The following is a 23,969-nucleotide window of genomic DNA, read 5'->3' as shown; positions in this document are numbered from 1 at the left end:
CACTTCGCGAGTCGAAAGCGCCGCCGCCGCGGCGGCGGCGCCTTTTTCAAGGGAATGGAACATGATTACGCGCTCGCTCTGGGTCGTCGTGCATCGCTGGACCGGCCTGGCAATGGCGGCCTTTCTCATCGTCGTCGGGCTTACGGGCAGCGTGCTCGCTTTCTTCGGCGAGTTGAACCACTGGCTCTCGCCGGAACTCTTCCCCGAGCCGCGTCCCGGCGTCCGGCTCGACGCCGGAACGCTGGCGCGCAGCGCCGAGGAGCTGGTTCCGCAAGCGCGGACAAGCTCGGTCTATCTCGGCTTCGCCGGGACGGCGATGGTTCGAATGGAGCCGCGGCCCGGCGCGGCTCAAAAGCTCGACTTCCAGCAGTTGATGCTGGATCCTATCGACGGCCATGAACTGGGCCGGCGCGAGGCAGGCGGTCTTCCAACCGGCCTCGCGACGATCATCCCCTTCGTCTACCAGCTGCACATGAATCTGCTGATGGGGCCGACCGGCGCCTGGATACTCGGGATCGTCGCTCTCGTCTGGACGCTGGATTGCTTCAACGGTTTCTATCTGACGCTGCCTGTTCCCAGCCGCGCGGCGCGCAACGGTTACTTCGCACGCTGGCGTCCCGCCTGGATGGTGAAATGGCCGGCCTCCAGCTATCGCCTCAATTTCGACCTGCATCGCGCGGGCGGGCTATGGCTGTGGGCGATGCTGCTCGTATTCGCGTGGTCGAGCGTCTCGTTCCATCTGAACGGCGTTTACGCCGCAGCGACGAGACTGTTCCTCGCTTACGAGGAACCGCTCATGAAGCATGAAGCGGAGCCGGCGCCGGCGCAAAAAAACCGCAAGCCGCTGGGCTGGGAGGAGGCGCAGGCGATCGGCGTCCGGCTGATGGACGAACAGGCGAGAAATCACGACTTCAAGATCGACCGGCCGAACGCGCTGTCATATATGCGCGCTCGTGGGCTCTATGGTTACAGCGTGCATTCCAGCCGCGACGTCGGCGAGAAATACGGCTCGACCACGGTCTACTTCGACGCCTATTCGGGAGAGTTTCACGCGCTTGGTCTCCCCAGCGGGGAGCACGCCGGCAATACGCTGACATCCTGGCTCGTGGCGCTCCACATGGCCAATCTGTTCGGTCTTCCGTACAAGATTTTCGTCTGCGCGCTCGGCTTCGCCATCACGATGCTCTCAGGGACCGGCGTGTACATCTGGTTGCGCAAGCGACGCGCGCGAAAGCGCATCCCCTCGCAGAAGCGCGTCGCGCCGGAGCCGCTCACAATCGCCGCGCAAGCGTCGGCGGAGTGAAGAAGTCGAAAAGCGCAGCCCAATTCAAAAGGCGAAGAACGGCCAGTCCGGCGCAAGGCCCAGCATGATCTGCCCCACCCCCTGCAATTTGGCGGAGTTGATGAAGCCGTGCTGGGTGATGACGTGGATGTCGCGGAAATGCCGCGAGAAGCTGTATTCGTCGCGCACGCCCGAGGCGCCGACGATCTCATGAACGATGTCGACCGCCGCCGCCGCTTCGAGCATGGCGTGGGTCATGGCGAGCTGCATTTTCGCCTTTAAGCCGATGTCGATAGGGCGCCCGGCGACAGCTTCCCGATAGGCCTCCGCGAAGGTCTGGTAAAACAAAGCCCGACCGGCGCAGAGCCGCGCTTCGGCGCGCGCCAGTTGCGACTGAACGACGCTATTGTCCTTGAGCGCCCTGGCGCCGAAGGCCGGAGTCTTCGCGGTCGCGAGCGCCACCGCCTCGTCGACCGCGGCGCGGGCGATGCCGAGCGCCGGCGGCGTGAGGGCGGCTATCGCCGGCCATACGGTGAGACGATAGAGCGGCCCCTGATAGGCGCTGCCCGGCTTTTGCAACGGCGCCCACGGAACCGTCCAATGCGCGGGAATGAAAGCGTCGTGCATCTCGACGTCATGGCTGCCGGTGCCGCGCATGCCGATGACGTTCCAATTGTCGACGATTTGGGCGTCTTTCGCGGGACAGGCGACCAGAAGCGTCTCCGGCGTCCCATCGGCGCCGCGACGCAGTTCGCCGTTCTCCACTATGTTGGCGTAACCGATGTAGGCGGTCGCCTGATGCGCGCCGCTCACAAAGGGGGTCTTGCCGGAGAGGAGATAGCCTCCCTCGACGGGAACGGCGCGGCGCGCGGGCTGCTGGCCGCCCACGGTTATGGCGTCGCCCCCGAAAATCTCGCGCGCGGCGGCGTCGCCGAACCATGGGCCAAAGAGATCATGCGCGATCGATACCTGAAGGTTCCAGCTCGCCGCGCTGTCGATGCGCGCGAGCTCCTCGATGACGCGAAAGCCGGTTACCGGATCGACCTCGAGTCCACCGAGAGCTTTCGGACGCCACAGCCGATAAAGCCCCGCCTCGCGCATCGCGGCCGCCGCCGGCGCCGCCAGCCTACGGTCGCGCTCTGCGGCGGGAGCGTTTTCTCGTATGACCGGTTCAATCCGCCGGACGGCGTCGAGGATTGAATCGATCTGCTGCATGGCGGCTTTCCCTTTTTTGCGCGACTCGAAAATGTTCGCGCAAAGACTAGGCGAAGCCGTGGGCCGAACCCGCGCGGCGAATTGCCGCTCTCCTCGAGTTATTTTTTCTCGCAGACCGGCAGGCCGCATTGATGCACGGCGGCGGCGACGGACCCCAGCGCTTTGATCCCGGGCCATCCGATCAAGGCGGCGCCGGCGATGACGAAGGACGGCGTCATGTTCATGTCGAGGCTGGAAGCGAGTCGCGTCTGGCGCTTCAGCACGTCGGATACGACGTCGCTGTCGGCGGATTCCTCGATCTTCGCGGCGTCGAGCTTCATCGACCGCGCCACGTCGAGCGCGGCGAGCCCGTCGTTCTGGCCCTTGCGCGCAAACATGCGCAGGTGAAAATCATAGGCGACCTTGGGCCCGTAAAGCCTGAGGATGGCCTGCTGAACCTTCGCAGCCTGAACCGAGCCGATCGACAACATGGCGTTGTTGACGAGCCCGAGGCGCAGGCGCTTGTCCTTTGCGACGAGCGCCTCGATTTCGCGGGCCGCCTTTCGGCACCAGGCGCAATTGTAGTCGAAGAACTCATAGAGGACCGCGTCGGCGCCTTCCGCACCGCGCCAGACGATTCCGGGCGTAGCGGCGGGATCGAGTTCCGCCGGAATGCGAAAGTTCCTGACCGGCGCGCCGTCGTCGCCCTGGATCGGATACCATTGCGTGTCGTCGGCGTGCGCGGCGACGGCGAAGGGAACGACGCCGATGAGGCGCAGCGCGTCTCTTCGGCTGAGGATGGGTGGAGTGATTTGCTGCATTCGCGATTCCTGGCGGACAAAGCTGAAGGAATTCTGATGGGCCATCGAAAAGCGGCGGCGCCTTTCGGGCGCCCCGCGGCCGGGCGGCGGCGTCGAAGGAATTACTTTTCCGGTCGAGGTTGCCATTCGAGAAAAACCGCCTATTTGTAGCTTATCGGGTTTCGGCCGGACGATCTTACTGTCTTTCTCGCCATAATAGGCGCGTCGGCCCGTGACTTCCTCTCCAGAACTTCGATTCTCTCTCGCGCCAGCAGCTCAACGCGCCGGCGCCTAAACGCTCCTGGAAAGGACATTCTATGATCAGCGGAACCGTAAAGTGGTTCAACGCCCAAAAGGGCTTTGGCTTCATCCAGCCCGATTCCGGCGGAAACGATGTTTTCGTCCACATCAGCGCGGTTGAGCGCGCCGGCCTCTCAACTCTCGTAGAGGGCCAAAAAGTCAGCTTCGACCTGATGGTCGACAAGCGCAGCGGCAAATATTCGGCGGACATGCTGAAGCTGGAAAGCTGATCGCAGCAGCGCCATAGGCCTCTGAAACGAAGCAAAAGCACGAGAAGCGACGGCTTTCCGCCGCTTCCTCCCCCAGGAATTTTCAGTGAATGTCTTGTGGCCGCGAAGCGGCGCCTGCGTCGCTCCGTCCGATGCTCAGGATGAACGTCGCACCGCCTTGATCGCCGCCATCGGTCGTCCCGAGCGTTCGGCGATTTCCCGATCCTGAGCTTCGATCACTGCGCGCGCCGGCTCGTCTCCGTCGAGCCCGCCGAGGATATCCTTCGGCACCCGGCGATTGGAGCGTTGGCTGCCGTCATCGTAGATGACGTCGAAAAGGACATATTCGCTTTTTGTCCCAGGCTTGCGAGCCATCGTCATCACTCCATTGTCTGCTTCGGACCGTCTCAACCGCCCGCAGGGGATGTCGCGGGCGCTCGCGTCAATTCAGGTTCGAATTGACGCGACAGGCTCCGTGGTCGAAGCTCGGCGGCGGCCCTGCGCTTTTTGCGTCGCCTCCGCCTTCTCGCGAATTCGGATATCGGGGAGAATATCTAGGGCGGGAAGATACCGCGTTCGAACGTCGAACGGCCCTGCCCCATTCTTTAGGATAAGACGCAGGCGAGCGCCAGCCGGTTTCCGGCTGAAATGAACAAGTTCGAGAAATTACTCCGCCAATTCGACGACCATTCCGCCATCCCGCTCGATTGCGACGGGAAAGACGCAAATATCCTCGCAGTCCCCGCTGAGATTCCTGCCCGAGCGCAAGTCGAAAGAACGATCATGCAGCGGGCAGGTCACGGACGCGCCTCCGAGAAGGCCGTCCGCGAGCGGGCCTCCCGCATGCGGACAATCCGGCTGGGCGGCGAAGATTTCGCCCGCCCAGGTGCGGAAGACGGCGATTTCGCGGTCCCCGAGCCTGAACCGCCGCCCCTCGCCTCTGGGAACTTCTTCGATGTTGCCGATCCTGACCAGACCCATCGATCAGTCCTCCGCGCCAATCGCGGCGGCGAACTGGTTCGCAGTCCTCGGCGCCGACGCTTCCTTCCAGGGATCGCAAGCGGCGTCGACAGCCGCCTGCATGGCCGCGTCGAGAGCCGCTCCCTGCCCTTCGGAATCCGCAGCGACAACCGCTCGGACATGATCTATGCCGACGCGCTCGATGAAATCGTAAGTGCGCTCGCGCCAGTTGGCGTTCTCGCGGTAGTATTGGAGAAAACGGCCGGCGAGAGCGAGCGCCTTTTCTTCGCCGTCGACCGTGCAAAGCAAGTCGCCCTTGCGCACATGCGAGCCGCCCGCTCCACCGACATAAATCTCCCAATTGCCATCGCCTATCGCAACGAAGCCGACGTCCTTGATCATGGCTTCCGAGCAGTTGCGAGGGCATCCCGCCGTGGCGAGCTTGAGTTTGGCCGGGCTTTCCACCCCGCGAAACCGACGCTCGACCTTCTGGGCCAATCCCATGCTGTCATCGAGGCCGAAACGGCAATAGTCCGAACCGATGCAGCTCTTGCAGGTACGATAGGCCTTGGCCCAGGCCGCCCCGGCGGGCATGTCGAGATCGCGCCAGATCGCGGGCAGGACATTCTTTTGCGCTCCGACGAGGTCGATCCTCTGCCCGCCCGTCAGCTTGACGAGCGGAATATGATATTTCAAAGCGACCTCGGCGATGCGCATCAACTCCGCAGGCGTGCAAACGCCGCCCGGCATCTCCGGAACGACCGAGAACGATCCGTCTTTCTGGATATTGGCGTGCACGCGGTCATTGATGAAGCGGGCGCCGCGCTCGTCTTCGTAATCGCGGTTCCAGATCGTCGCCAGCAGCGAGGCGAGCGCAGGCTTGCTCGCCGCGTCCTCGACTCCCCCCGCGAGCGCATCGAAAACAGCGGAAACGGATTTGAGGCCCCTCTCCCGCAGCTCCGCGGCCAGCCTCGGCTTCGTCATGGGAATGCACGGGACGTAGTAATGGATCGAAGGATCCTCTTCGGCCTCGCCGCCACAAAAATAGAGCACCGTCTCGGCGACGAGGGGTTTGCAGGCGCCGCAGCCTTTGCCGGCTCGGGTTGCATCCATCGCCGCTTTCAAAGTGCGATGGCCGGCCGCGACGCAGGAGGCGATCGCAGCTTTTGTGACGCCGCTGCAGTTGCAGACCTGCGTTTCGGCGGACATCTCTTCGATCGCCGCCGTCCCGCTCGGCGCGCCGAAATCGAACAGCATCCGCAACCGGTCTTCCGGCAAGGGCGCGTCTTTCGCGAAGGCCTGCATCAGATAGGCCGCTTTTGCGATATCGCCGAGCAGGACCCCTCCCACGAGGCGGCCGTTGCGAATGACGAGTTTCTTGTAGACGGCCCTTCGGGGCTCGGAGAACTGGATCAGTTCGTCGCCTTCCTGGGGCTCGGGCGAGCCCATCGACGCAAGCTCGATGCCCATGACCTTCAGCTTGGTCGCCAGCTTGGAGCCGTGATAGCGGGCGTCCGGATTGGTTTGAGTCACATGGTCAGCGAAGACCTTGCCCTGCTCCCACAGCGGAGCGACCATGCCATAGACCTTGCCGCGATGCTGGGCGCATTCGCCGAGCGCATAAACGTCGGGATCGTCTTCCGTGCGCATGTGATCGTCGACGACGATGGCGCGTTCGACGGTCAGGCCGGCGCAGAGCCCGATTTCAATATTCGGTCGCACGCCTGCCGCCAGCACGACCAATTCGCAATCCAGCCTCTCGCCGTCCTTGAAGGCGACGCCTGCAACCTCGCTCTCGCCGACGACGCCGACCGTCCGCTTATCGAGATGCACCCGGGCGCCGAGCTCCGCCATGCCGGCCGCGAGCATCGCCCCCGCCGCGGCGTCGAGTTGCTGGTTCATCAGATGCCTGCCGCTGTGGACAACATGCACCTCGCTCATATGCTTCAGCAGGCCATGGGCGGCCTCGAGTCCGAGCAGGCCGCCTCCGATGACGGCGGCGCGTGAGCTTTCCCCGGCGCGCGCCATGATGGCGTTGCAATCATCCATGCTGCGGAAACCGAAGACCCCGGATTTCAACCCTCCGTCGACGCCGCGAACGCCATCGATCGGCGGAATGAAAGGACGGCTTCCTGTCGCGATGAGAAGCTTGTCGTAGCCTTCGCGAAGGCCCGCTTCCGAAACCACGATTTTGGCGGCGCGATCGATCCTGGCTACCGGATCTCCGGCATGCAGGGCGATGTTGCGCTCCCTGTACCAGTCCAGCGGATTCATGAAGATTTCACTCGCGTCCTGCTCGCCGCTCAAGACGCTGGAAAGCATGATCCTGTTGTAATTGCCGTAGGGCTCGGCGCCGAAGATCACGATGTCGAAGAGATCGGCGCCGCCCCGGAGGAGAACCTCCTCTACAGCGCGCACGCCGGCCATGCCGTTGCCGACGACCACGAGTTTTTTCTTGGCCATCCCGGCCTCCCGAGTGGAATTTCAGGTCATATTTCCACCAATCCGACATCAACCATGATGAAGCCGGCGACGCCCCCCGGCGCGGCAAGAAAAATATCTATCCTGGTGTCGGGAGGCAGGTCCTCGACCACTGCCAGCGGAACATGGGTTCCGGCCTTCGACCCGATTGCGAAATAGCGCATGGGTGCGCCGTCGCGCATCAATATTGCGATGATCATTTCGCCGGAGGAATTGCCGCCGCGGAAATAGATCGGCTGCGTTCGCCTGTCGGGCGGGACGATGTAACTCAGTTTTTCGTGCAGAAGTCGGGGCTTGTCGAGTCCTGCTCCGACAAATTCAAATACGCCCTGCAGAAATTGGGGGACGGAGTCGCGCATGACGCCAGCCTCGCATCTCAAGCACCCGAAAATCGGCCCCCTGTGTCAAAATTAGCCGAAGGCCGACCCCATGGCAAGCAGTATCTCATAATTTGGCGCATTATCGCCAGCTGCCGAAAACCCAGGTGAAGATAGCGAAATTTGGAGTAACGCGTGTTATTGTGCCGTCATCGCTTCCGAGGCTGCGGTCGCGGGCGCGTATAAAATAGTAAAATGGGAGGATTACATGAACTTCAAGACAGCTTTATGCGGCCTGCTGCTCTCGCTGGCTGCGGGCTCGGCTATCGCTGCGACCGAATTGACCGAATACGCCGACAAGGATGGTTACATCGACGTCCAGGCGCTCACCTGCGACCAGCTGGCCAATACGTTTCAGGAAGACGCCGACTACCTCACCGTCTGGTACAGCGGCTGGTACAATGGCCTCGGCAAGAAACACAAAATGAAAGTCGACCGCGCCAGAACCCTGGAGCATGAGGTTATCGTCTACTGCAAGGAAAACAGGGAAAAGAAGGTCATTCAGGCCATCGACGTCGTATTCAAGAAGTATCGCGCCGACCAGGGTATAAAGGCCAACTGACGCTCGCGGCCGAAAACAAATGCGCCCCGACGCCAACCCGCGGCCGGGGCGTTTTTTCAGGATTTGCAGTCCAAATTCGTGCGCGCCGGGGCCCGGACGATGTTTTAGCGACGACCCGAAACCTTGCCGAGGGGCATTGCACGGCAAGGCGCCAACATCAGGAGAGCTCCATGGAAATTACACGCCGCGCCGCCGCAATGGGAGGACTCGGTTTAATTGCGACCGGGGCGTTTTCTCCCCCGAGCTTCGCCTGGGATAATTTCGCGCTCGACGCCATCGAGGACGTCGAAGCTTTCAAGATCGCCTCCGACGCCTACATCTACGGATACCCGCTGGTAACCATGGAAATGACGCGGCGGGTGATGACCAATGTCGCAGCCCCCGAGGGCACGCGCGCGCCGATGGGTCAGATCATCAAGCTTCGGCAGTATCCCGACGCGTCGTTCCGTGACGTCACCGCGCCCAACGCCGACACACTTTACACCACTGCCTTTTTCGATGTCGGCGACGAACCCTGGGTTCTCGAGGCGCCCGACATGGAAGGACGCTATTTCCTCCTGCCGATGCTCGACGGATGGACCGATGTGTTCCAGGACCCCGGCGCTCGGACGACCGGAACCAAGGCGCAGACCTACCTGATTTCCAGCGCAAGTTGGAAGGGGAAGGTTCCCCCGGCGTGAAGCATCTGGTCTCTTCCACCAGCATCGTCTGGCTGTTGGGCCGCATCTACTGCACCGGTTCCGCGGAAGATTACGCAGCGGTCCACGCGCTTCAGGACAAATTCAGGCTCTACCCGCTCAGCGCCTCAGGCAAGCCCTGGACGCCGCCCGGCGGCAAGATCGATCCCTCGGTCGACATGAAGACGCCGGTTCGAGATCAGGTCGACCGCTTGACGGCGACGCAGTTCTTCAAGCTTCTCGCGGAGCTGATGAAGCGCAATCCGCCTTCGCCCAAGGACGCGCCGGCGCTCGCCCGTTTCGCGGAAATCGGCCTTGTCCCCGGCCAGGACTTCGACGGCAAGGCGATCGACGACCGATGGGAGACGCGGATCCCGAAAATCTCGCGCGACCGCATCATGTTTCACTTCAAGTTCAGCGACGGCGACGTAACCAATGTCAACGGCTGGAGTTACACGATCAAGACCGGTCTCTACGGAACCGATTATATCCAGCGCGCATTGGTCACGGTTATCGGCCTGGGCGCAAACAGGCCTCAAGACGCAGTCTATCCGACGTCGCTGAAACCCTCGACGTTCGAAAGCTACGAAGGGTCGAAAAAATATGTGATGCGGTTTCCGCCGGGACAACAGCCGCCGGCGAAAGGCTTCTGGTCGCTCACGATGTACGACGAAAACTATTTCTTCGTCGCCAATCCGATCAATCGCTATTCGATGAGCATGCGCACCAATCCGAAGCTGGAGAAAGACGGGTCTCTGATCGTCCACATCCAGCATGAGTCGCCGGGGCCGGACAAGGAGGCGAACTGGCTGCCGGCGCCGGAGGGCAAGTTCGTGCTGATGCTTCGTATGTACTGGCCCAGCGAGAAGAAACCGTCGATTCTCGATGGGTCCTGGACGATACCGCCGGTGACGACGGCGAGCTGACGCATCGCGAAAACAAAGACGCCCCGCCGTCGCATTCCCGGGCGGCGGATTTTGCCTGCTCTATTAAAAAAACTGCGATCCCCGGTTGAAAAAGCTGTGGAAATTCTCCTGCGCATGCGTCAGAACTCGCATGCGCAGGAAGCCCCTGAATTTCTCTCAGGGACTAAAACGCAAGATTTCAGGACGCTCGGGCGCTCGGGCAAAATTCAATCGAAAGTCATATGCATGTTTACATGTAAAGTGCCCGACGAAGCGGGCATCCGCCGCCTCACGAAAATCGAGCATCATTTATTCGATGGCGTTTCCTTATCGAAGGAGCGAATACGAGAAATACATGAATTCTGCCCAGAAATGTTCTGCGTCATTGAAAATGAGGATGCCAATATCGTCGGCTATTCAACCATATTTACAATGGCTCCCGAACAAGCGCTCCACTTTATTTCCGGAAGCATATCGGAGCCGGACCTTTCTCCTGAATTGCTGATCACGCCCTCGGACGACAATTTCAGCAAAACCCATGCCTATATCGGATCGGTTGTCGTAACAGGGGATTTCAACGTCATAACCCGGTCTGTGTTGTTGTCCAGCTTACTTTCCTGGCGCATGACGCAGATGACGCGTCTCGCGCTCCGCCGGCTTCCCGTATTCATGATCGCCGCGTCCGAGAACGGGAGCCAATTGATTCGGTTCGTCGGCGCCCGAATCCTCAAAGAGGCCGCCGAGCGGGAGGACGGCGCCCCCGTTTACGGTCGAACCATAACGCCCAGCTTCATGAATCGCGCCAACAAGGCGCTTCAGCGCTGCTTGTCTTCCGGATTTGTAAAGATGGACTATTCGGGATGTTCACGAAGTTGCGCCGACAGCTGAAAGCCGGTTGAACGCCGGGTCGGATGCTTCGTCCGCCGGCAAAAGAGGTCTCGAAGGGCTTCGAGCGACGCCGTCCTCAACGACAATGAGTCGGCTCTTCGTTCAGCGCGCCGCCTTTCGCCATCCTGCGGCGACCGCCTGGGCTTCCGAGCAGAACCAGCGCTTGCCGTCGCCCTTCATCGTCACGCGAGCATAGCCTCGCCCATTAGGCAGATGGTAAATCCTCTCGCCCCGGCTGTTCACGTTGCCCTTGATCGCGCAGGCCGCGCCGCCGCGTTCCGGCGCAGGGGCGCCGGCCGACGCCGTCCAAGGGTCGGCCGCGGTCCATATGGCGTCGAAACGCGCCTCGAACGCAGCGACGGCTTTGGGGCTATCGCGCAGGACGATGAGGTCGTTGTCCTGCTTCTTCAGACCCGAGGCCGAAAGATTCGCCGACCCCGACCGCAGCGCGACGCGGTCGATCGCATAGGCCTTGAGATGCATGTAGGGGCCCGGCGGCTTCATGCGGACGCCGCCCGACAGGGGCCGAAGCAGTTCGAGGGCGTGGTTCTGGCCGGGATCCAGGACGAGCCGCACCGCGACTCCGCGTCGTCGCGCGTCGATCAGCGCCTCGATGACCGGGCGATCCGTCAGCGTGTAGGCGGCGATATCGATGCTCTTGCGCGCCGACCGTAGCAGAGCGAGGTCGATCCGCTCGAGATTTTCTACCGGCGCATAGTGGATCTCCGCCTCGCCGGCGAAGACCGCCGCAGAGGCTGTCGCGGCGAAAACCGTGAATGCGTAATAAAGGCATGTCCGGCGCGACACGCTGCATCCCCTCCAATGTTCGCTGCTTCGAAAGCACGGCCTCGATAACAGAACAAATAAAGAACAAAAGAGCCGAAGTCCAGCCCCTCGAAACGTCCTTTCCTCTTGAAGAGGCGCCATCGCTCTCCATATGCCATCCAGCTGGAGTGCACAGGGATGGCGGAGATACAGAGGCTGCGCGAAAAGGTCGGAGAGACCGAAAAGGTCACCGTCAATGTGGGTTACGTCGACCTCGGTCATATCGACCTTCTGGTGCGCGAAGGGTTCTACTCTAACCGCACGGATCTTATCCGTACGGCTATTCGCAACCAGCTCGCCAACCATTCGGATGCGATCAGGCAATCGATCGTCCGCAACACGCTCGAACTCGGCTTGAGGAAATTCACGCGCGAAGAGCTGGAAGCGGTCGAGGCCGCCGGCCGCAAACTGCGCATACAGGTGATCGGGCTCGCCGTCATAGCCGACGACGTTACGCCCGAACTCGCGAGGAAGGCGATCGACTCGATCACCGTTCTCGGGGCGCTTCAGGCAAGCGCATCGGTAAAGGCTGCGCTCGCGGACCGAATAAGCTGAGCAATCTCCCTCAAAATCAGGCGTGATCAATGCAACCCTTCACCGGCAATGCAATCGAAGAGGCAATGAGGCTCGCCCGCGAGCAAAACCCGATCGGAGCGACGCGCCTGCTGTTGAACCGCCTCTCCGTGGGCCGCTTCAAAACGCCCACGCAACCGGCGCCTGAAGAACGGGGAAATCCAGCGCAGCCCCGCATAGATTCCAGGGTCGGCGTCACATCCGGCGCCGAAGGCCCCGCCACACGCTTGCGCATGCCCCTCGGAGAGACGCTGGCGCGCCTGCGCAGCGGCGAAGTCCCGAGCTTTGGGCTGGACCCGGAGGCCCTCTCGAAACTCGGCAAAAGGCCGAAGGTGCTGGTTCCCGAAGGAGCCTCCTATCTTTCACGCGAGTTTATCGGGACGGCGGGAGCCCGACGTTACAAGGTCTATGTGCCGAGCAAATTGCGCGGCGCCAGGGCCCCGCTCCTCGTGATGCTTCACGGCTGCACACAGAATCCGGACGATTTCGCGGTTGGAACCGGAATGAACCGTCTTGCCGAAGAACTCGGGTTTATCGTCGCTTATCCGGAGCAGCCGGCCGCCGATAATCAGATGCGGTGCTGGAATTGGTTCGACCAAAAGCATCAGCTGAGGGATTGTGGCGAGCCGAGCATCATCGCCGGCCTCACCCGCGCTCTGATTTCCGAGATGAACCTTGATCGTGAACGCGTCTTCGTCGCCGGCCTTTCCGCCGGCGGCGCCATGGCCGATGTGATGAGCGTGACCTATCCGGACCTCTACGCCGCCGCGGGCATCCATTCGGGCCTGGCCTATGGGGTCGCCGCCGACCAGGCCTCGGCCTTCATGGCGATGAGCGGAAAATCACAACAATGCCGGCAACGCTTTGCACGCAACCGCGTTCGAACCGTCATTTTTCACGGCGCTCGCGACGCCAAGGTGCACCCGATCAACGCGGAACGGATTCTGACCGAAGCGCGCGCGGGAATTTCTGGCGACTGTGAGGAGACGACGCAGCGGGGAATGTCGAACGGGCTTCAATATCAGCGCACGGTCGTGGCCGATGCCGCAGGCGTCCAGCTGGAATATTGGGCCATAGAAGGCTTGGGGCATGCGTGGTGTGGAGGCTCGCCGGAAGGGTCGCATACCGAGCGCCGCGGACCCGACGCTTCTCGCGAAATGCTGCGCTTTTTTCTGGAAAGCTGAATTTGGAGAATGGCGGAGAGGGAGGGATTTGAACCCCCGATACGGTTGCCCGTATGCCGCATTTCGAGTGCGGTGCATTCAACCACTCTGCCACCTCTCCGGCGGGCGGCTCGCGGTCCTGGTGGACCGTGGCCGCTTACGTGGTCTGCGGGCAGATAACATGCGTCGGCGCGCGCAATCAAGCCAGGAATGATCTTTCGCCCAAGAAACTGCGCCCGCCCCTGCGCGCCTCGACCGCATGCCCCGCAAGTCGCTGTTTGGCGAAGCGTTAACCTTAATGATGTCTAATGAATTTTGCGGGGGGCTCCTGTCCGCGAAGCCTTCGGCGGCCATGGGTCGGCCCCGGAGAGCGGCGGGAGCGGCCCGCAGTTCGTGAGTTTTGGCGACGTCGGCTGAAACAAGCCGTCAGGAACCGTGTCATGGCGCTGCGCGAAAAGTCTTACCAATTCGTAGAAGCAACCTCGGACTTCGTGGTCCACTTCAGCCGCGGCCAGTATCGCAGGCGATTCGATGTGTCGCCGCTGGCGCTTCTCGGCGGGATCTCCGCCGTGCTGGTCGGCGCGGCGGCCCTGGGCGCCGCAGGTTATATGATCTTCCGCGACGATCTCGTCGCCAATCTGGTCGAGCGCCAGACCCAGATGCAATACGCCTATGAGGACCGGCTCGCGGCCGCGCGGCTGAGACTCGACCAGGTGACGAGCCGGCAGTTCATCGACCAGGACACGGTCGAAGGCAAAGTCCAGAACCTCGTCATCCGCCAGGCCATGCTGGAAACGCGCGCCGCCGTGGTGGCGCAGCTCGTCGAGCACACGGCCCGCGATCCCGTCGCGACCGTCGCCAGCGCCCGCCCGGGCGAGAGCGTCGTGAAAAAGGGAGCCGCGCCAGCCGCCGCCGGAGCGACGACGCTTTCCGCCGTCCCGGCTTCCGGCCTCGGTCTCGCGCCTCCGCCCAAGATTTCCGCCGAGGAGCAGATCGAGCAGGTCGGAGGGAAACCCCACCCCGAAGGCATGGATCTGCGTCTCGGCCACGAGAGCGAACCGGGCAAGAACGCGCAGCGCCCCGGCCAGAACGAGGCTTACGAAACCGGAACGCCGATGCCCGCCTCCAGCCGCAAGAGCTCCGCTCTCACCGAGGCCGCCGATCCCGCCCTGCCGATGCCGACGCGCCTCGCCAGCCTCGCGGTTTCGCTCGACCGCGTCGAAAAGGAGCAGGCCGCCGGGCTTTCCAACATCGTCAAGCCGGCGCTGGACGCCGCGGTCAAACTGCGCCGCGCCTTCGACGTGGCGGGCCTGCCGGTCGAAAAATACCTCGGCAAGAACAAGGCGCGCGCCGGCGCGACGACGACGGCGGTGGGCGGGCCTTTCGTCCCGGCCGATCCCAGAGGCGGATCGTTCGAACGCGACCTCGCCACCGCACAGACCGCCGTGGCGACGCTGGACGGGCTGCGCCGCGCCCTGCCCAGCGTGCCGCTGCGCAAGCCGCTGAACGGCGAACTGCAGATGACCTCCACCTTCGGCTATCGCACCGATCCGTTTCTCGGCCGTCCGGCGCTGCACAGCGGCGTCGATCTGCGCGAGGAATACGGAACCCCCGCCCGCGCCACCGCGGCCGGCGTCGTGCTTTCCGCGGGACCGACCGGCGGCTACGGCAATATGGTGGAAATCGACCATGGCGGCGGCCTCACCACCCGCTACGCTCATCTCTCCTCCATCGCCGTCTCGCCGGGGCAGCAGGTCTCCCCCGGCGCCACTGTGGGCCGGGTGGGCTCGACCGGCCGCTCCACCGGGCCTCATCTGCATTATGAGGTGCGCATCGACGGCGAGGCGGTCGATCCCGCGCGCTTCCTGCGCGCCGCTACGGCGCTGAACGGCATGGCGCAATAAATACGAAGGGCTCGTCCCGCGAGGCGTTTCACTCGATTCGGAAAGCCGCTAAACAGCGGGGATGAGCCTCTCCTCCGAAGAAATCGAACGATACGCGCGTCACCTCGTCCTGCGCGAGGTCGGCGGGCCGGGTCAGCAGAAGCTTCGCAAGGCGCGCGTCCTGGTGGTGGGCGCCGGCGGGCTGGGCGCGCCGCTGCTGCAATATCTCGCCGCCGCCGGGCTCGGAACTCTCGGAATCGTCGACGACGACGACGTGTCGCTGTCCAATCTGCAGCGCCAGGTGCTTTACGGCGCGGAGGACATCGGCCAGCCCAAGGTCGAGCGCGCCGAGGCGGCGATAAGGCGGCTCAATCCTCATGTGACAGTGGAGCGGCGGCGCCTGCGCATCGACGCCCAAAACGCGCGCGAACTCGTCCGCGACTATGACATCGTGGCCGACGGATCGGATAATTTCGCGACCCGCTATGCGGTGTCGGACGCCTGTTTCCATGAAAAGAAGCCTCTCGTCACCGCCGCGGTCGGGGGCTTCGACGCCTCGCTGACCACGCTGCGGCCTTTCGAGAAGGACGCGGGGGGCCGCCCCAATCCGACCTATCGCTGCCTGTTCCCCTCCCCGCCCCCGCCCGGCGCCGTGCCGACCTGCGAGCAGGCCGGAGTGCTCGGCGCCCTCACCGGCATGGTCGGCGCCATGATGGCGCTGGAGGTCGTCCGGGAAATCGTCGGCTTCGGCGAGGGACTGGTCGGGCGCCTGCTGCTGATCGATACGCGCGCGATGCGCTTCGAGACCATCAGATACGGCCACGATCCCGACAATCCGCTTTCCGGGGCCGGGAAGTAGCGGCGGCGCGAAGGGGGCCGCCGCAGCGGCCCTGTCATGTCAGACCGCCGCTATAACCGCGATCTCGACCTTGTAATCCGGCGCGACCAGCTTGGCTTCCACCGTGGCGCGGGCGGGCGGATTGATTTTGTCGACCCAGACGTCCCAGACGCCGTTCATCTCGGCGAAGGTCGAGATATCAGCCAGATAAATGGTGGCGGAAATGATCTTGGCCTTTTCGCTTCCCGCCTCGGCCAGAATCGAATCGATCAGCGCGAGAATCTCCCCGGTCTGGTCCTTGACCGAGCCGCCCTTGGTTTTCTCGGCCACCTGGCCGGCGGTGAAAATCGTGTCGCCGTGCACCACGGCCTTGCTCATGCGGGGTCCCGCGCCGATGCGCTTGATCTTCGACATTAAATCCTCCTTCGAGCGCGTTTTGCGATCGAACGACTCGTTCGATCGACGAGAAATCGCGCCAAGTGAAAAAGCGGAGCGAATTTCCGTCGAAAACGGCCCGCTGGAATTCGCTCTGGTCGCCGCCGGTTTAGGCGAAGGCGCCCGCAGGAGCAAGCTTTCCGGGCGATCCGGCGGCCTTGGCCTTGGTCGCTGACATAAAATCGAAAAGAATGCCCGCAAGGGGCTGGACAAGACGCCGACCGCTTTCTATAAGCCGCTCCACGTTGCGTCGCTGACGCACACGCCCGGGTAGCTCAGTTGGTAGAGCATGCGACTGAAAATCGCAGTGTCGATGGTTCGATTCCGTCCCCGGGCACCACTCCCCGCCTAAAAAAGTTCAAGGACAACCCTACCCGCCCCGGCTTGACGTCGGTGGGCGCTCAGCCGCCCCATTTTTTCCCGGGGTGGAATGCTTCTTTACGTGCTTGCGCGCCTCGTCGCTACAAGCGCCGCCGATTGAATTCGTCTTCCCCGAACGGCCGCGGATACGCCATATTGGCGCCATTTCGTGTCGGCTTCGCCGCCGACGAAAGCATTTTCTTTCAGGAGCGCCTTTCATGTCTCGATATCCCGATCTCATCGGACCAAAACCGCCGATAAAGAAACTGCCCTTTTTCACCGCGATGCGCGCGATGAAAGACAATCCCATCGCGACGCTTCCGCTGGCGGCTTATCAGCGACCGTTCTGGGAGGCGAAGAGCATCTTCGGCGCTCAGCTGCTCGTCAGCGAGCCCGCCGGAATCAAGCGCGTCCTCGTCGACAATGCCGCGAACTACGCCAAGGCGCCGCTCGACGCGCGCATTCTCGGCACGGCCTTCGGAGATGGGCTGCTGGCAAGCGAGGGCGACAAATGGCGTGCGCATCGGCGCGTGATGTCGCCGGCTTTCGATCCGCGCGCCGTCGCCTCCTATGCGCCGGTCGTCACCCGCGCGACCGAGGCGCGGCTCGAGGACTGGGATGCGATGGAAAACGGCGCCGAGATCGATATTGCGCGCGAGATGACCACGCTGATGCTGGGGATCATCTCGCGCACGATGTTCTCGACGGACAGCGAATGCCTGCAGGGGCGCCTCGATGAAACCCTCCGCAAATGCATCGCCGAACTGAGTTTCGGCTTCCAGCATCTCGCGCCCGTGATCGGGCCCTTGCTGATGAAGCGCAAGCTCGCTCGCGTGCGCGCCAATTTCGAGGCCGTGGATGCTGTGATGCAAGGCTTGATCCGCAGTCGGGACAAGCGCACGGGGCAGCCGCCTAGAGACCTGCTCGATCGGCTGATCGCCGCGACCGACGCCGACACGGGCTTTCGCATGACGGACGAAGAAGTGCGCGACGAGGTCGTCATCGTCTTCCTCGCGGGACATGAAACCAGCGCTCTCGCCGCGACCTATGCCTGGTATCTCCTGTCGCTCCACGCTGAAGCGGAAGCTACTCTCCACGCCGAACTCGACGCCGTGCTCGGCGGCCGCACGCCGACATACGACGACCTCGAAAAACTCGTCTATACGCGCATGGTCGTGGATGAGGCGCTGCGGCTCTATCCACCCGCGCCGCTGCTTTCGAGCCGCATCGCACGCGAAGACGACGAGATTTGCGGCGTTCGGGTCGCCAAAGGCATGGAGATCGTCATCTCGCCATGGGTGACGCAGCGACACAGGACGCTTTGGGACGATCCCGACCGCTTCGATCCCTGGCGCTTCTCGCGCGAGCGCAGCCAAGCGCGCCCGCGCTATGCCTATTTGCCCTTCGGCGCGGGACCGCGCGTCTGCATCGGCGCGCAATTCGCCATCGCCGAGGTCATGCTCCTCCTCGGCGCCATGGCGCAACGCTATCGGCTGAAGCTCACCCCCGGGCAGGATATCGTTTTGGATCTTCGGATCACGCAGCGTCCTCGCGACGGGATTCGCATGCGATTGGAGCGCAGGGGCTGAGCCGATTCGCCCCGACCCTCGAGGCGCGGCGGCCAGCGTGGTTCCTTGTCCGCATTGTTGGACTTATAGTCGTGTGTTGCAAGTCACAGCATTACGCGCAGGCGGACTCGCACGGGAGGGACGTATTGCTAGAGGCTCTCTGGAAACGCCTGAATGGTTGGAGACTGACCCGGTTTTGGGAGGCGGTCGGACGGACCGCGGCGGCGGCGGATGAAGAGGACGCCGAAAAGACGCAAAGCAGCGCGGCGGCGACGGCCCCGATCATCTGGCTGTTGGGAAAGACGGGTTCGGGCAAGAGTTCCATCGCCTCCGCCCTGACCGGAGACCCCAAAGCGACCATTGGGGAGGGCTACAAGCCATGCACCGCCCGATCCGCCATTTACGACTGGCCCAGAGAAGCGCCGATCTTACGATTCCTGGACACCAGAGGGCTTGGAGAGGCTGACTACGATCCCGCCGAAGATATCGCCTATGCCGAAGCACAAACCCATATCCTGCTTGTCGCGGCGAAGATATCAGACCCGTCGCAAGGCGAAGTCGTTTCGGTCGTCGAAAAAATAAGGCTCAAACATCCAGAGTGGCCAATCGTCGTCGCGCAAACGACGTTGCACGCCCTTTATCCTCGCGGCGAAACGCATCCGCCCACCTATCCTTATGCGGGAACCGACGCCGATGACCGGAACATCGCGCTGCCGACGGATCTTCGCCGCGCCCTTCGTTATCAGCGCGAACTCTTTGCAAGAATCGCAGGTCGCGCCCCAATTTTCGTGCCGCTCGATTTCACCTTGCCTGAAGACGGTCATGTCCCAATCGGTTTTGGCGACGAGACGCTGAAGGCGGCGCTCATAAAGACCGGCGCCGATGTTTTGCGAAAGATCGAGGAGAACTTCGCCGAAGAGGCGAATGACGAAATCGCCCGACAAGCGCATCCGTTTATTCTAGGCTATGCCGCCGCGGCGGGGGCGTCGGGAGCCGTCCCGATACCCATCGTCGGGATCGGCGCCCTTGCAAGTTCGGTCGGCCTTATGCTGCACGCCTTGGCGAGCCGCTACGAGATGGACTGGAATCGGATGCGGATCTCGCAATTCGCGGGCGCAATCGGTTTAGGCGCAGCCGGCGGCTTTGCTTTCAGATATGGGCTCGGCGAACTGGTGAAGCTTATTCCAATCCAGGGAACGATAGCCGGCGGCGCCCTCAACGCGGCAGGCGCCTCCGCACTGGTTTACGCAATCGGGATCGCGGCTTGCGTCTATCTGGGAGAGATACGCAAAGGCCAAATCGTGTCGTCGGAGAAAATCCGTCGCGCTTTCGAGGACGCGTTCGCGAGGTCTCAGGCGAAGAAGCCGAAAGCCGACCGGTCGTAGGGGACGAAGGCGATGCTCAAGAATTCCATATTTGGGCGTTATTGGCGAGAAGCAGCCTATTTCGCGGCGATCCTTCTGCCCTGGTTGGCTTTGGCGCCGCTCGGCTTCTATTGGTTATGGCGAAGCGCGCTGCTCTACTGGTGGCTTCTTCTCGCCTCTGCCTTTGGCGTAGCGGCATTCGCTTTGAGGCGGAGCATTGCGGCGAATGTAAAAGCCGAAACTGAAAAGATTGCCGAACAGGCGTCGCCAGTCTCGAATGAATGGGGGCCGAAAGAAAAAGAAGCCTGGCGATTGGTGGAAAATATCGCCAGAGAGTCTGAGCCGCTGACCGAGTCAACGCGGGCCATCGCGCTCATGGAGCAGACCGTGGACGCGGTAGCTGAATTTTTCCATGAGGATGCGGCGCAAGCGCGCTTCAGGATCACCCTCCCGGAAATGTTGTTGCTGACAGAGCGGGTGTCGCGCGACTTGCGCGCCGCAGCCGTGAAATATCTTCCGGGAGCGCGAGAAATCCAAATCAGCCACCTGCTTTGGTTGAAGGAGAGATATGATCGTCATGGCCCATGGGTGAAAATTGCGCACCCCTATTTTACCAATTTTCTTCGTTTGAGCAGATGGACGCGGCCCGAAAGCGCGCTGCTGTCCGAGGCCACGGGCCGGCTTGCAGGACCAGTCGTTGACTTCGTGACTTTACGGCTGCGCTCCGAATTCACCGCCCTGCTTGTCCGCGAAACTGGTAGAGCGGCGATCGACCTCTACTCGGGGCGCCTTCGGCTTGCCCCACAAGAAATTCAATCCGCGGCGCAAGCCGAAAATTCGGGAGCGGCTCGCGATCTCGTCGGTCCGATCAGGGTCCTTCTTGCAGGGCAAGTGAATGCAGGCAAATCAAGCCTGCTGAATGCGATCGCGGGACAGGCGCAGCGAAGCGTGGGAGTAACGCCGATCCGGGATATTCCGGCGGAGGTGACGCTGACCCTGGCGGGCCGTCCCGAGGTCGTTCTGATCGACACGCCCGGCATCGGCGACAAGCTCTGGACTCTCGATATCTTTGCCGATCAACGCGCGAAAGCGGATTTGATCCTCTGGGTCGTCTCGGCCACCCAGCCGGCATCTGCGCCCGATCTGAGCGCATTGCGGGCGACTCGTGATGAATTCCAACAGAAGGGACGCCACATGCCTCCGGTGCTTTGTGCGGTGACCCACATCGACGAGCTGCGCCCGGCGAACGAATGGAATCCGCCATACGACCTCACGCAGACCGATGACGCCAAGGCCGCTCGGATTCGAGAGGCGATCGACCACATCGGCGCTACCCTGAAAATTGACCGTGAGCGCATTGTTCCCGTCTGTGTGCGTGACCTCGATATGGCCTATAACGTCGACCTTCTCTGGAGCTTGATTGCGATGCATCTGGACGATGCGCGCTTTGCTAAGCTGGATCGGCTTCTCCAAGACGCTCGGGCCTTTTCGAGCAAAAGAGTATTGGAACAAATGGCGGCGGCCGGGCGATGGCTGAGCAAGGCTGTCCTCTTCGAGAAACGCTGAAGACGAGCCCGCGGCGGAGAAACCGACATGCCGACTACCTATCTCCCCCGGGTCAATGCGACGGAACACGAGGCTCTGCGGCGCCTCGTCGGCAACTACCCGGCCGACACTTACGAAAAATGGCTTTATCTCCAGGCCAAGGAGATCGGCAATTGGGAGAGGAGCGGATGGGAAGTTGTCTTGATCGATGTCAGCGCGGATGATTTTGTCCGCTATTGCCGTGAGACAGGGGCAAGTCCCAACTTCCATACATTCAGGGGCATTGCCTCCGCCAAGGCGATAGGAAAGTTCAGTTGACGCGCGATCGGAGCGTATAACGGTTCGCGCGAGAAGAAGACGCGAGCAAATATGAATGCCCGTTTTCCTTTCGCGCCTCTTGCCCCGGCTCCTCACCCTGACCCTCTCCCCGCTTGCGGGGAGAGGGAAGCGCCCATCGCTGCGATCACACCGTCTCGAAGTGAAGCATCATGCCCATGTCTTCATGTTCGACGAGGTGGCAGTGGTAGGGATATCTGCCCTTATATTCCGGCGGGAACCAGACCAGCAGCTCGACGAGTTCATTGGATTGAATCCGCGTCGTGTCGTGCCTCGCAATGTCGTCTGAATCGACGGCGGGCCTCGGCGCCGGAACATAACGCCATTTCCCCGCCGCATCCGCCTGGAGCGCATAGCGGTTCGTCACCACGAAATTCACGAGATGCAGATGGAAAGGATGCATGTCGGGAAGCTTGCCGTTCGGCTCCGGCTGCGCGTTGCCGATATTGGCCACATACCAGCGCTCATAGGTTCCCGCTTGCGGCTTGACGACTTCGCCCTGGAACAGCCGCCCATATTTGAACAGCGGCGGATGGCCATGGGGATTTTCCGTGATGAGCGGCCACAGCGGGTCCTGGGTCCTTGGCGCGTGGGTCTCGTCCTCGGGATGAAAGAAGGTCGCGCGCGACACCCTGTATTCCTTGAGATCCGAGGGCCCGCCCCGCTCCGTCGAAGCGAGTTGCGCATCGAAAGGAAGCTTGAAGGCTTTGGCGGGATCGCCCAGGGGATTTCCCCGGATCATTTCCCAGATCTGGGTGTCGCGCCAGGGCAGGCCTGTGATCGGGTTTGACCGCGTGCCGGGATCGCCGGCCTTGCCCTCGGTGTCGTTCATCAGCAGGATCAGCCGGTTCTTAACGATCCCGCCGTTCCTCGGATCGCAGCCGAGGCGCTGCCTGGCCGCATCCCAAACAAAACCGTCGCCGCAGGCGTAATGCGCCAGCACTTCGTCGAGGTCCTTCCGCATCGCCGCGTCGAGAGCGGGCGTCGCGCCCATCCCGCTCATGCCCGCGGGGTCGGCGAAACGGAACTGCATGACGTAAAGCTGCGGGAAAGCCGCGGCGTCCTTGATGTTGGCGGCGCTGCCCGCGTCGGTCGACGCCAGCACCGACTCGGTTTCGGTCTGAAAGATCGGCTCCGCGGCGCCCGGATCGGCGGCCAGCCCTTTCAGCGCCAGATTATAGAGAACGAGCGGCGGGCTCTTGCCGTCGAAGCTCGAGAAATCCACCAGCACATCCAGCCGCTCTCCGGGGGCGAGCAGCAGATAGTCGGTCTCCTTCAGCCGCAGGGACTTCGCGTAGAGACCGCCGTCGTTGCCGATGACGGTGAAAAGGTCGCTGCGCCAGATCTTGCCGCCTGCCGCGCCGGTGGGCTCGGCCAGCGCCAGAGCATAGCTGCGCGCATTGGAGCCGTTGAGCAGACGCAGCCTGTATATGCCGGGATGCACATGTGCGTGGGGCGTCTGGCGGCCGTTGACGAAGATCGTCCGCCCCAGATACTCGGGCCGGTCGAAGTCGGTTATCTTCGAGCCGTCCGAGCTGTAGACCGGCGCGAGACCGGCAAAATAATCGAAGCTTTTGCCGTCGCCTGCAAGGATGCGATCCTGGACGACGAGCGGCAGCTCCTGGGCCTCGGAGCCGATCAGGTTGAAGATGTCCGCATCAGACTGGTCGCGCAGGAAATAGACCCCGGCAAGCCCGGCGTGCACCTGAGGCGCGGTGTTGTCCATGCCGTGATCGTGGAACCACAGCATCGCCGCGCGCTGGTCGTTGGGCCAGTGATAGGTCCGCTGCATCGGAAAGCCGAAAGGGTTGCTCGAAAAGCTCGCCGGCTCCAGCGGCCAGCCGTCCGAGTCATGGGGGACCTTGCCGCCATGAAGATGCGCCACGACGCCGACCGAGAAATTCATCGAGGACCATTGCGGAAGCTGCTCGGCGTCGATCTTCGCCATCGGCAGCGGATCGATCGGCGGGTCGATCAGCGTCCGCGCAGCTCCGGGCTTGGCGGGCGGCATCGCCGGCATGGAGCCGAGCATATTGACGAAGGAAATCTTCAGCGGCTGTCCCCGCGTCACATTGAGGACCGGGCCGAGGTAATTCGCCAGCAGGCCGGGGACGTCCTTGAGCGAGCCCTGCCGCACATAGCACCAGGCGTTGGTCTTGCCGGCGTCGGGAGAGACGCCTTCCGCCAGAGCGACGCCGCGCGCTTCCACGCGCAGGATGACATGTCCAAGGGCGGCGGTCTCTCCGGTGGATACGATGTCGAGAGCGGCGGCAGGCAAATGTTCGTCGAATGAAACGGGCATTTTTAAGCTCCGTGAGAAGGAAAGTCGTAGGAAATTCTCAAAACGTGGCGAGCGGCAGCATATGAATCGAAATCGCCCGGTTCAAGCCCGTCGACGGCAAGTCAAAATGCCGCAGAAGCGGCCCTGCGGCGCATGGGGCGGC

21 protein-coding genes, 2 tRNA genes and 1 pseudogene are annotated in these 23,969 nt (G+C 62.5%); 14 read left to right on the top strand and 10 right to left on the bottom strand.

Translation table 11 applies throughout. The features are described 5' to 3' along the window. The first annotated feature begins 61 nt into the window (after positions 1-61). A complete protein-coding gene (locus H2LOC_RS02665) occupies positions 62-1,303 on the top strand; it encodes a PepSY-associated TM helix domain-containing protein (protein ID WP_246206955.1) in 1,242 nt (413 codons plus the stop codon). 24 nt (positions 1,304-1,327) lie between these two features. Here H2LOC_RS02665 and H2LOC_RS02660 read toward each other — a convergent pair whose 3' ends face one another. After that, positions 1,328-2,497 (bottom strand): acyl-CoA dehydrogenase family protein, encoded by a 1,170-nt coding sequence (locus tag H2LOC_RS02660; protein ID WP_162009684.1) that lies wholly within the window; start codon positions 2,495-2,497, stop codon positions 1,328-1,330. 98 nt (positions 2,498-2,595) lie between these two features. Then, positions 2,596-3,297, bottom strand: coding sequence for a DsbA family protein (locus H2LOC_RS02655; RefSeq protein ID WP_246206954.1), 702 nt, complete (start codon positions 3,295-3,297; stop codon positions 2,596-2,598). A gap of 296 nt (positions 3,298-3,593) precedes the next feature. On the opposite strand from H2LOC_RS02655, the gene H2LOC_RS02650 reads away from it, so the two are divergent. After that, positions 3,594-3,806, top strand: coding sequence for a cold-shock protein (locus tag H2LOC_RS02650; RefSeq protein WP_136494970.1), 213 nt, complete (start codon positions 3,594-3,596; stop codon positions 3,804-3,806). A gap of 135 nt (positions 3,807-3,941) precedes the next feature. On the opposite strand, the gene H2LOC_RS02645 is transcribed toward H2LOC_RS02650, so the two are convergent. From H2LOC_RS02645 to H2LOC_RS02630, 4 genes are all read right to left on the bottom strand, one after another. Then, a complete protein-coding gene (locus tag H2LOC_RS02645) occupies positions 3,942-4,160 on the bottom strand; it encodes a hypothetical protein (protein ID WP_136494969.1) in 219 nt (72 codons plus the stop codon). Positions 4,161-4,451: 291 nt separating this feature from the next. Beyond that, positions 4,452-4,766, bottom strand: coding sequence for a Rieske 2Fe-2S domain-containing protein (locus tag H2LOC_RS02640; RefSeq protein ID WP_136494968.1), 315 nt, complete (start codon positions 4,764-4,766; stop codon positions 4,452-4,454). 3 nt (positions 4,767-4,769) lie between these two features. Continuing rightward, a complete protein-coding gene (gene nirB, locus H2LOC_RS02635; RefSeq protein ID WP_136494967.1) occupies positions 4,770-7,208 on the bottom strand; it encodes a nitrite reductase large subunit NirB in 2,439 nt (812 codons plus the stop codon). A 26-nt stretch (positions 7,209-7,234) separates the two neighbouring features. Beyond that, complete coding sequence (locus H2LOC_RS02630) at positions 7,235-7,585, bottom strand: molybdopterin oxidoreductase (RefSeq protein ID WP_136494966.1); 351 nt, start codon at positions 7,583-7,585, stop codon at positions 7,235-7,237. A 226-nt stretch (positions 7,586-7,811) separates the two neighbouring features. Between H2LOC_RS02630 and H2LOC_RS02625 the strand changes: the two genes are divergently transcribed. The 3 genes and pseudogenes from H2LOC_RS02625 to H2LOC_RS02615 all read left to right on the top strand — a co-directional run bounded on the left by H2LOC_RS02625 (position 7,812) and on the right by H2LOC_RS02615 (position 10,635). Then, complete coding sequence (locus H2LOC_RS02625; RefSeq protein ID WP_136494965.1) at positions 7,812-8,165, top strand: HdeA/HdeB family chaperone; 354 nt, start codon at positions 7,812-7,814, stop codon at positions 8,163-8,165. A gap of 170 nt (positions 8,166-8,335) precedes the next feature. After that, positions 8,336-9,768, top strand: a pseudogene (locus H2LOC_RS02620) (DUF1254 domain-containing protein). Positions 9,769-9,819: 51 nt separating this feature from the next. Beyond that, a complete protein-coding gene (locus H2LOC_RS02615) occupies positions 9,820-10,635 on the top strand; it encodes a hypothetical protein (RefSeq protein ID WP_136494964.1) in 816 nt (271 codons plus the stop codon). Positions 10,636-10,737: 102 nt separating this feature from the next. Here the strand turns inward: H2LOC_RS02615 and H2LOC_RS02610 are convergent, their stop codons facing one another. Beyond that, on the bottom strand, positions 10,738-11,442 hold the full coding sequence (locus H2LOC_RS02610) for a phospholipase D-like domain-containing protein (RefSeq protein ID WP_246206953.1): 705 nt from the start codon (positions 11,440-11,442) through the stop codon (positions 10,738-10,740). A 156-nt stretch (positions 11,443-11,598) separates the two neighbouring features. On the opposite strand from H2LOC_RS02610, the gene H2LOC_RS02605 reads away from it, so the two are divergent. Both H2LOC_RS02605 and H2LOC_RS02600 read left to right on the top strand, forming a co-directional pair. Further along, on the top strand, positions 11,599-12,015 hold the full coding sequence (locus H2LOC_RS02605; protein WP_136494962.1) for a CopG family transcriptional regulator: 417 nt from the start codon (positions 11,599-11,601) through the stop codon (positions 12,013-12,015). Positions 12,016-12,044: 29 nt separating this feature from the next. After that, positions 12,045-13,217 carry an extracellular catalytic domain type 1 short-chain-length polyhydroxyalkanoate depolymerase gene (locus tag H2LOC_RS02600; protein WP_136494961.1) on the top strand — a complete coding sequence of 391 codons (1,173 nt, stop codon included), beginning with the start codon at positions 12,045-12,047 and terminating at the stop codon, positions 13,215-13,217. Between the two features lie 10 nt (positions 13,218-13,227). Here the strand turns inward: H2LOC_RS02600 and H2LOC_RS02595 are convergent. Continuing rightward, positions 13,228-13,317, bottom strand: a tRNA-Ser gene (locus H2LOC_RS02595). Positions 13,318-13,636: 319 nt separating this feature from the next. Between H2LOC_RS02595 and H2LOC_RS02590 the strand changes: the two genes are divergently transcribed. Then, complete coding sequence (locus H2LOC_RS02590) at positions 13,637-15,100, top strand: M23 family metallopeptidase (protein WP_246206952.1); 1,464 nt, start codon at positions 13,637-13,639, stop codon at positions 15,098-15,100. 61 nt (positions 15,101-15,161) lie between these two features. Continuing rightward, positions 15,162-15,938, top strand: coding sequence for a HesA/MoeB/ThiF family protein (locus H2LOC_RS02585; protein ID WP_136494960.1), 777 nt, complete (start codon positions 15,162-15,164; stop codon positions 15,936-15,938). Between the two features lie 39 nt (positions 15,939-15,977). On the opposite strand, the gene H2LOC_RS02580 is transcribed toward H2LOC_RS02585, so the two are convergent. Beyond that, on the bottom strand, positions 15,978-16,331 hold the full coding sequence (locus H2LOC_RS02580; protein WP_136494959.1) for a RidA family protein: 354 nt from the start codon (positions 16,329-16,331) through the stop codon (positions 15,978-15,980). A 285-nt stretch (positions 16,332-16,616) separates the two neighbouring features. Between H2LOC_RS02580 and H2LOC_RS02575 the strand changes: the two genes are divergently transcribed. The 5 genes from H2LOC_RS02575 to H2LOC_RS02555 all read left to right on the top strand — a co-directional run bounded on the left by H2LOC_RS02575 (position 16,617) and on the right by H2LOC_RS02555 (position 21,507). Then, positions 16,617-16,692: transfer RNA gene (locus H2LOC_RS02575), tRNA-Phe, on the top strand. Positions 16,693-16,930: 238 nt separating this feature from the next. Beyond that, a complete protein-coding gene (locus H2LOC_RS02570; protein ID WP_154331551.1) occupies positions 16,931-18,301 on the top strand; it encodes a cytochrome P450 in 1,371 nt (456 codons plus the stop codon). A gap of 125 nt (positions 18,302-18,426) precedes the next feature. Then, the gene (locus H2LOC_RS02565) at positions 18,427-19,665 is read left to right on the top strand and encodes a GTPase family protein (protein ID WP_162009683.1); all 1,239 of its coding nucleotides are present in this window, start codon (positions 18,427-18,429) and stop codon (positions 19,663-19,665) included. A gap of 84 nt (positions 19,666-19,749) precedes the next feature. Beyond that, positions 19,750-21,210: a GTPase family protein gene (locus H2LOC_RS02560; protein WP_162009682.1), complete on the top strand. Its 1,461-nt coding sequence runs from the start codon at positions 19,750-19,752 to the stop codon at positions 21,208-21,210. A 27-nt stretch (positions 21,211-21,237) separates the two neighbouring features. Next, entirely contained in the window at positions 21,238-21,507 is a 270-nt protein-coding gene (locus tag H2LOC_RS02555; protein WP_136494954.1) for a hypothetical protein, read from the top strand. 145 nt (positions 21,508-21,652) lie between these two features. On the opposite strand, the gene H2LOC_RS02550 is transcribed toward H2LOC_RS02555, so the two are convergent. After that, positions 21,653-23,827 carry a multicopper oxidase family protein gene (locus tag H2LOC_RS02550; protein WP_136494953.1) on the bottom strand — a complete coding sequence of 725 codons (2,175 nt, stop codon included), beginning with the start codon at positions 23,825-23,827 and terminating at the stop codon, positions 21,653-21,655. Between the last annotated feature and the right edge of the window lie 142 nt (positions 23,828-23,969).

Source organism: Methylocystis heyeri (genome assembly GCF_004802635.2).
In the GTDB taxonomy this organism is placed as follows: domain Bacteria; phylum Pseudomonadota; class Alphaproteobacteria; order Rhizobiales; family Beijerinckiaceae; genus Methylocystis; species Methylocystis heyeri.
The sequence above is the reverse complement of the archived record's forward strand: the minus strand, read 5'-3'. Positions and strand labels throughout refer to the sequence as shown.

What these genes read in the sequence shown, in the direction of transcription:
- H2LOC_RS02665 (WP_246206955.1), top strand. Translation starts at nt 62, where the DNA reads ATGATTACGCGCTCGCTCTGGGTCGTCGTGCATCGCTGGACCGGCCTG.
- H2LOC_RS02660 (WP_162009684.1), bottom strand. Translation starts at nt 2,497, where the DNA reads ATGCAGCAGATCGATTCAATCCTCGACGCCGTCCGGCGGATTGAACCG.
- H2LOC_RS02655 (WP_246206954.1), bottom strand. Translation starts at nt 3,297, where the DNA reads ATGCAGCAAATCACTCCACCCATCCTCAGCCGAAGAGACGCGCTGCGC.
- H2LOC_RS02650 (WP_136494970.1), top strand. Translation starts at nt 3,594, where the DNA reads ATGATCAGCGGAACCGTAAAGTGGTTCAACGCCCAAAAGGGCTTTGGC.
- H2LOC_RS02645 (WP_136494969.1), bottom strand. Translation starts at nt 4,160, where the DNA reads ATGGCTCGCAAGCCTGGGACAAAAAGCGAATATGTCCTTTTCGACGTC.
- H2LOC_RS02640 (WP_136494968.1), bottom strand. Translation starts at nt 4,766, where the DNA reads ATGGGTCTGGTCAGGATCGGCAACATCGAAGAAGTTCCCAGAGGCGAG.
- nirB (WP_136494967.1), bottom strand. Translation starts at nt 7,208, where the DNA reads ATGGCCAAGAAAAAACTCGTGGTCGTCGGCAACGGCATGGCCGGCGTG.
- H2LOC_RS02630 (WP_136494966.1), bottom strand. Translation starts at nt 7,585, where the DNA reads ATGCGCGACTCCGTCCCCCAATTTCTGCAGGGCGTATTTGAATTTGTC.
- H2LOC_RS02625 (WP_136494965.1), top strand. Translation starts at nt 7,812, where the DNA reads ATGAACTTCAAGACAGCTTTATGCGGCCTGCTGCTCTCGCTGGCTGCG.
- H2LOC_RS02605 (WP_136494962.1), top strand. Translation starts at nt 11,599, where the DNA reads ATGGCGGAGATACAGAGGCTGCGCGAAAAGGTCGGAGAGACCGAAAAG.
- H2LOC_RS02600 (WP_136494961.1), top strand. Translation starts at nt 12,045, where the DNA reads ATGCAACCCTTCACCGGCAATGCAATCGAAGAGGCAATGAGGCTCGCC.
- H2LOC_RS02590 (WP_246206952.1), top strand. Translation starts at nt 13,637, where the DNA reads ATGGCGCTGCGCGAAAAGTCTTACCAATTCGTAGAAGCAACCTCGGAC.
- H2LOC_RS02585 (WP_136494960.1), top strand. Translation starts at nt 15,162, where the DNA reads ATGAGCCTCTCCTCCGAAGAAATCGAACGATACGCGCGTCACCTCGTC.
- H2LOC_RS02580 (WP_136494959.1), bottom strand. Translation starts at nt 16,331, where the DNA reads ATGTCGAAGATCAAGCGCATCGGCGCGGGACCCCGCATGAGCAAGGCC.
- H2LOC_RS02570 (WP_154331551.1), top strand. Translation starts at nt 16,931, where the DNA reads ATGTCTCGATATCCCGATCTCATCGGACCAAAACCGCCGATAAAGAAA.
- H2LOC_RS02555 (WP_136494954.1), top strand. Translation starts at nt 21,238, where the DNA reads ATGCCGACTACCTATCTCCCCCGGGTCAATGCGACGGAACACGAGGCT.
- H2LOC_RS02550 (WP_136494953.1), bottom strand. Translation starts at nt 23,827, where the DNA reads ATGCCCGTTTCATTCGACGAACATTTGCCTGCCGCCGCTCTCGACATC.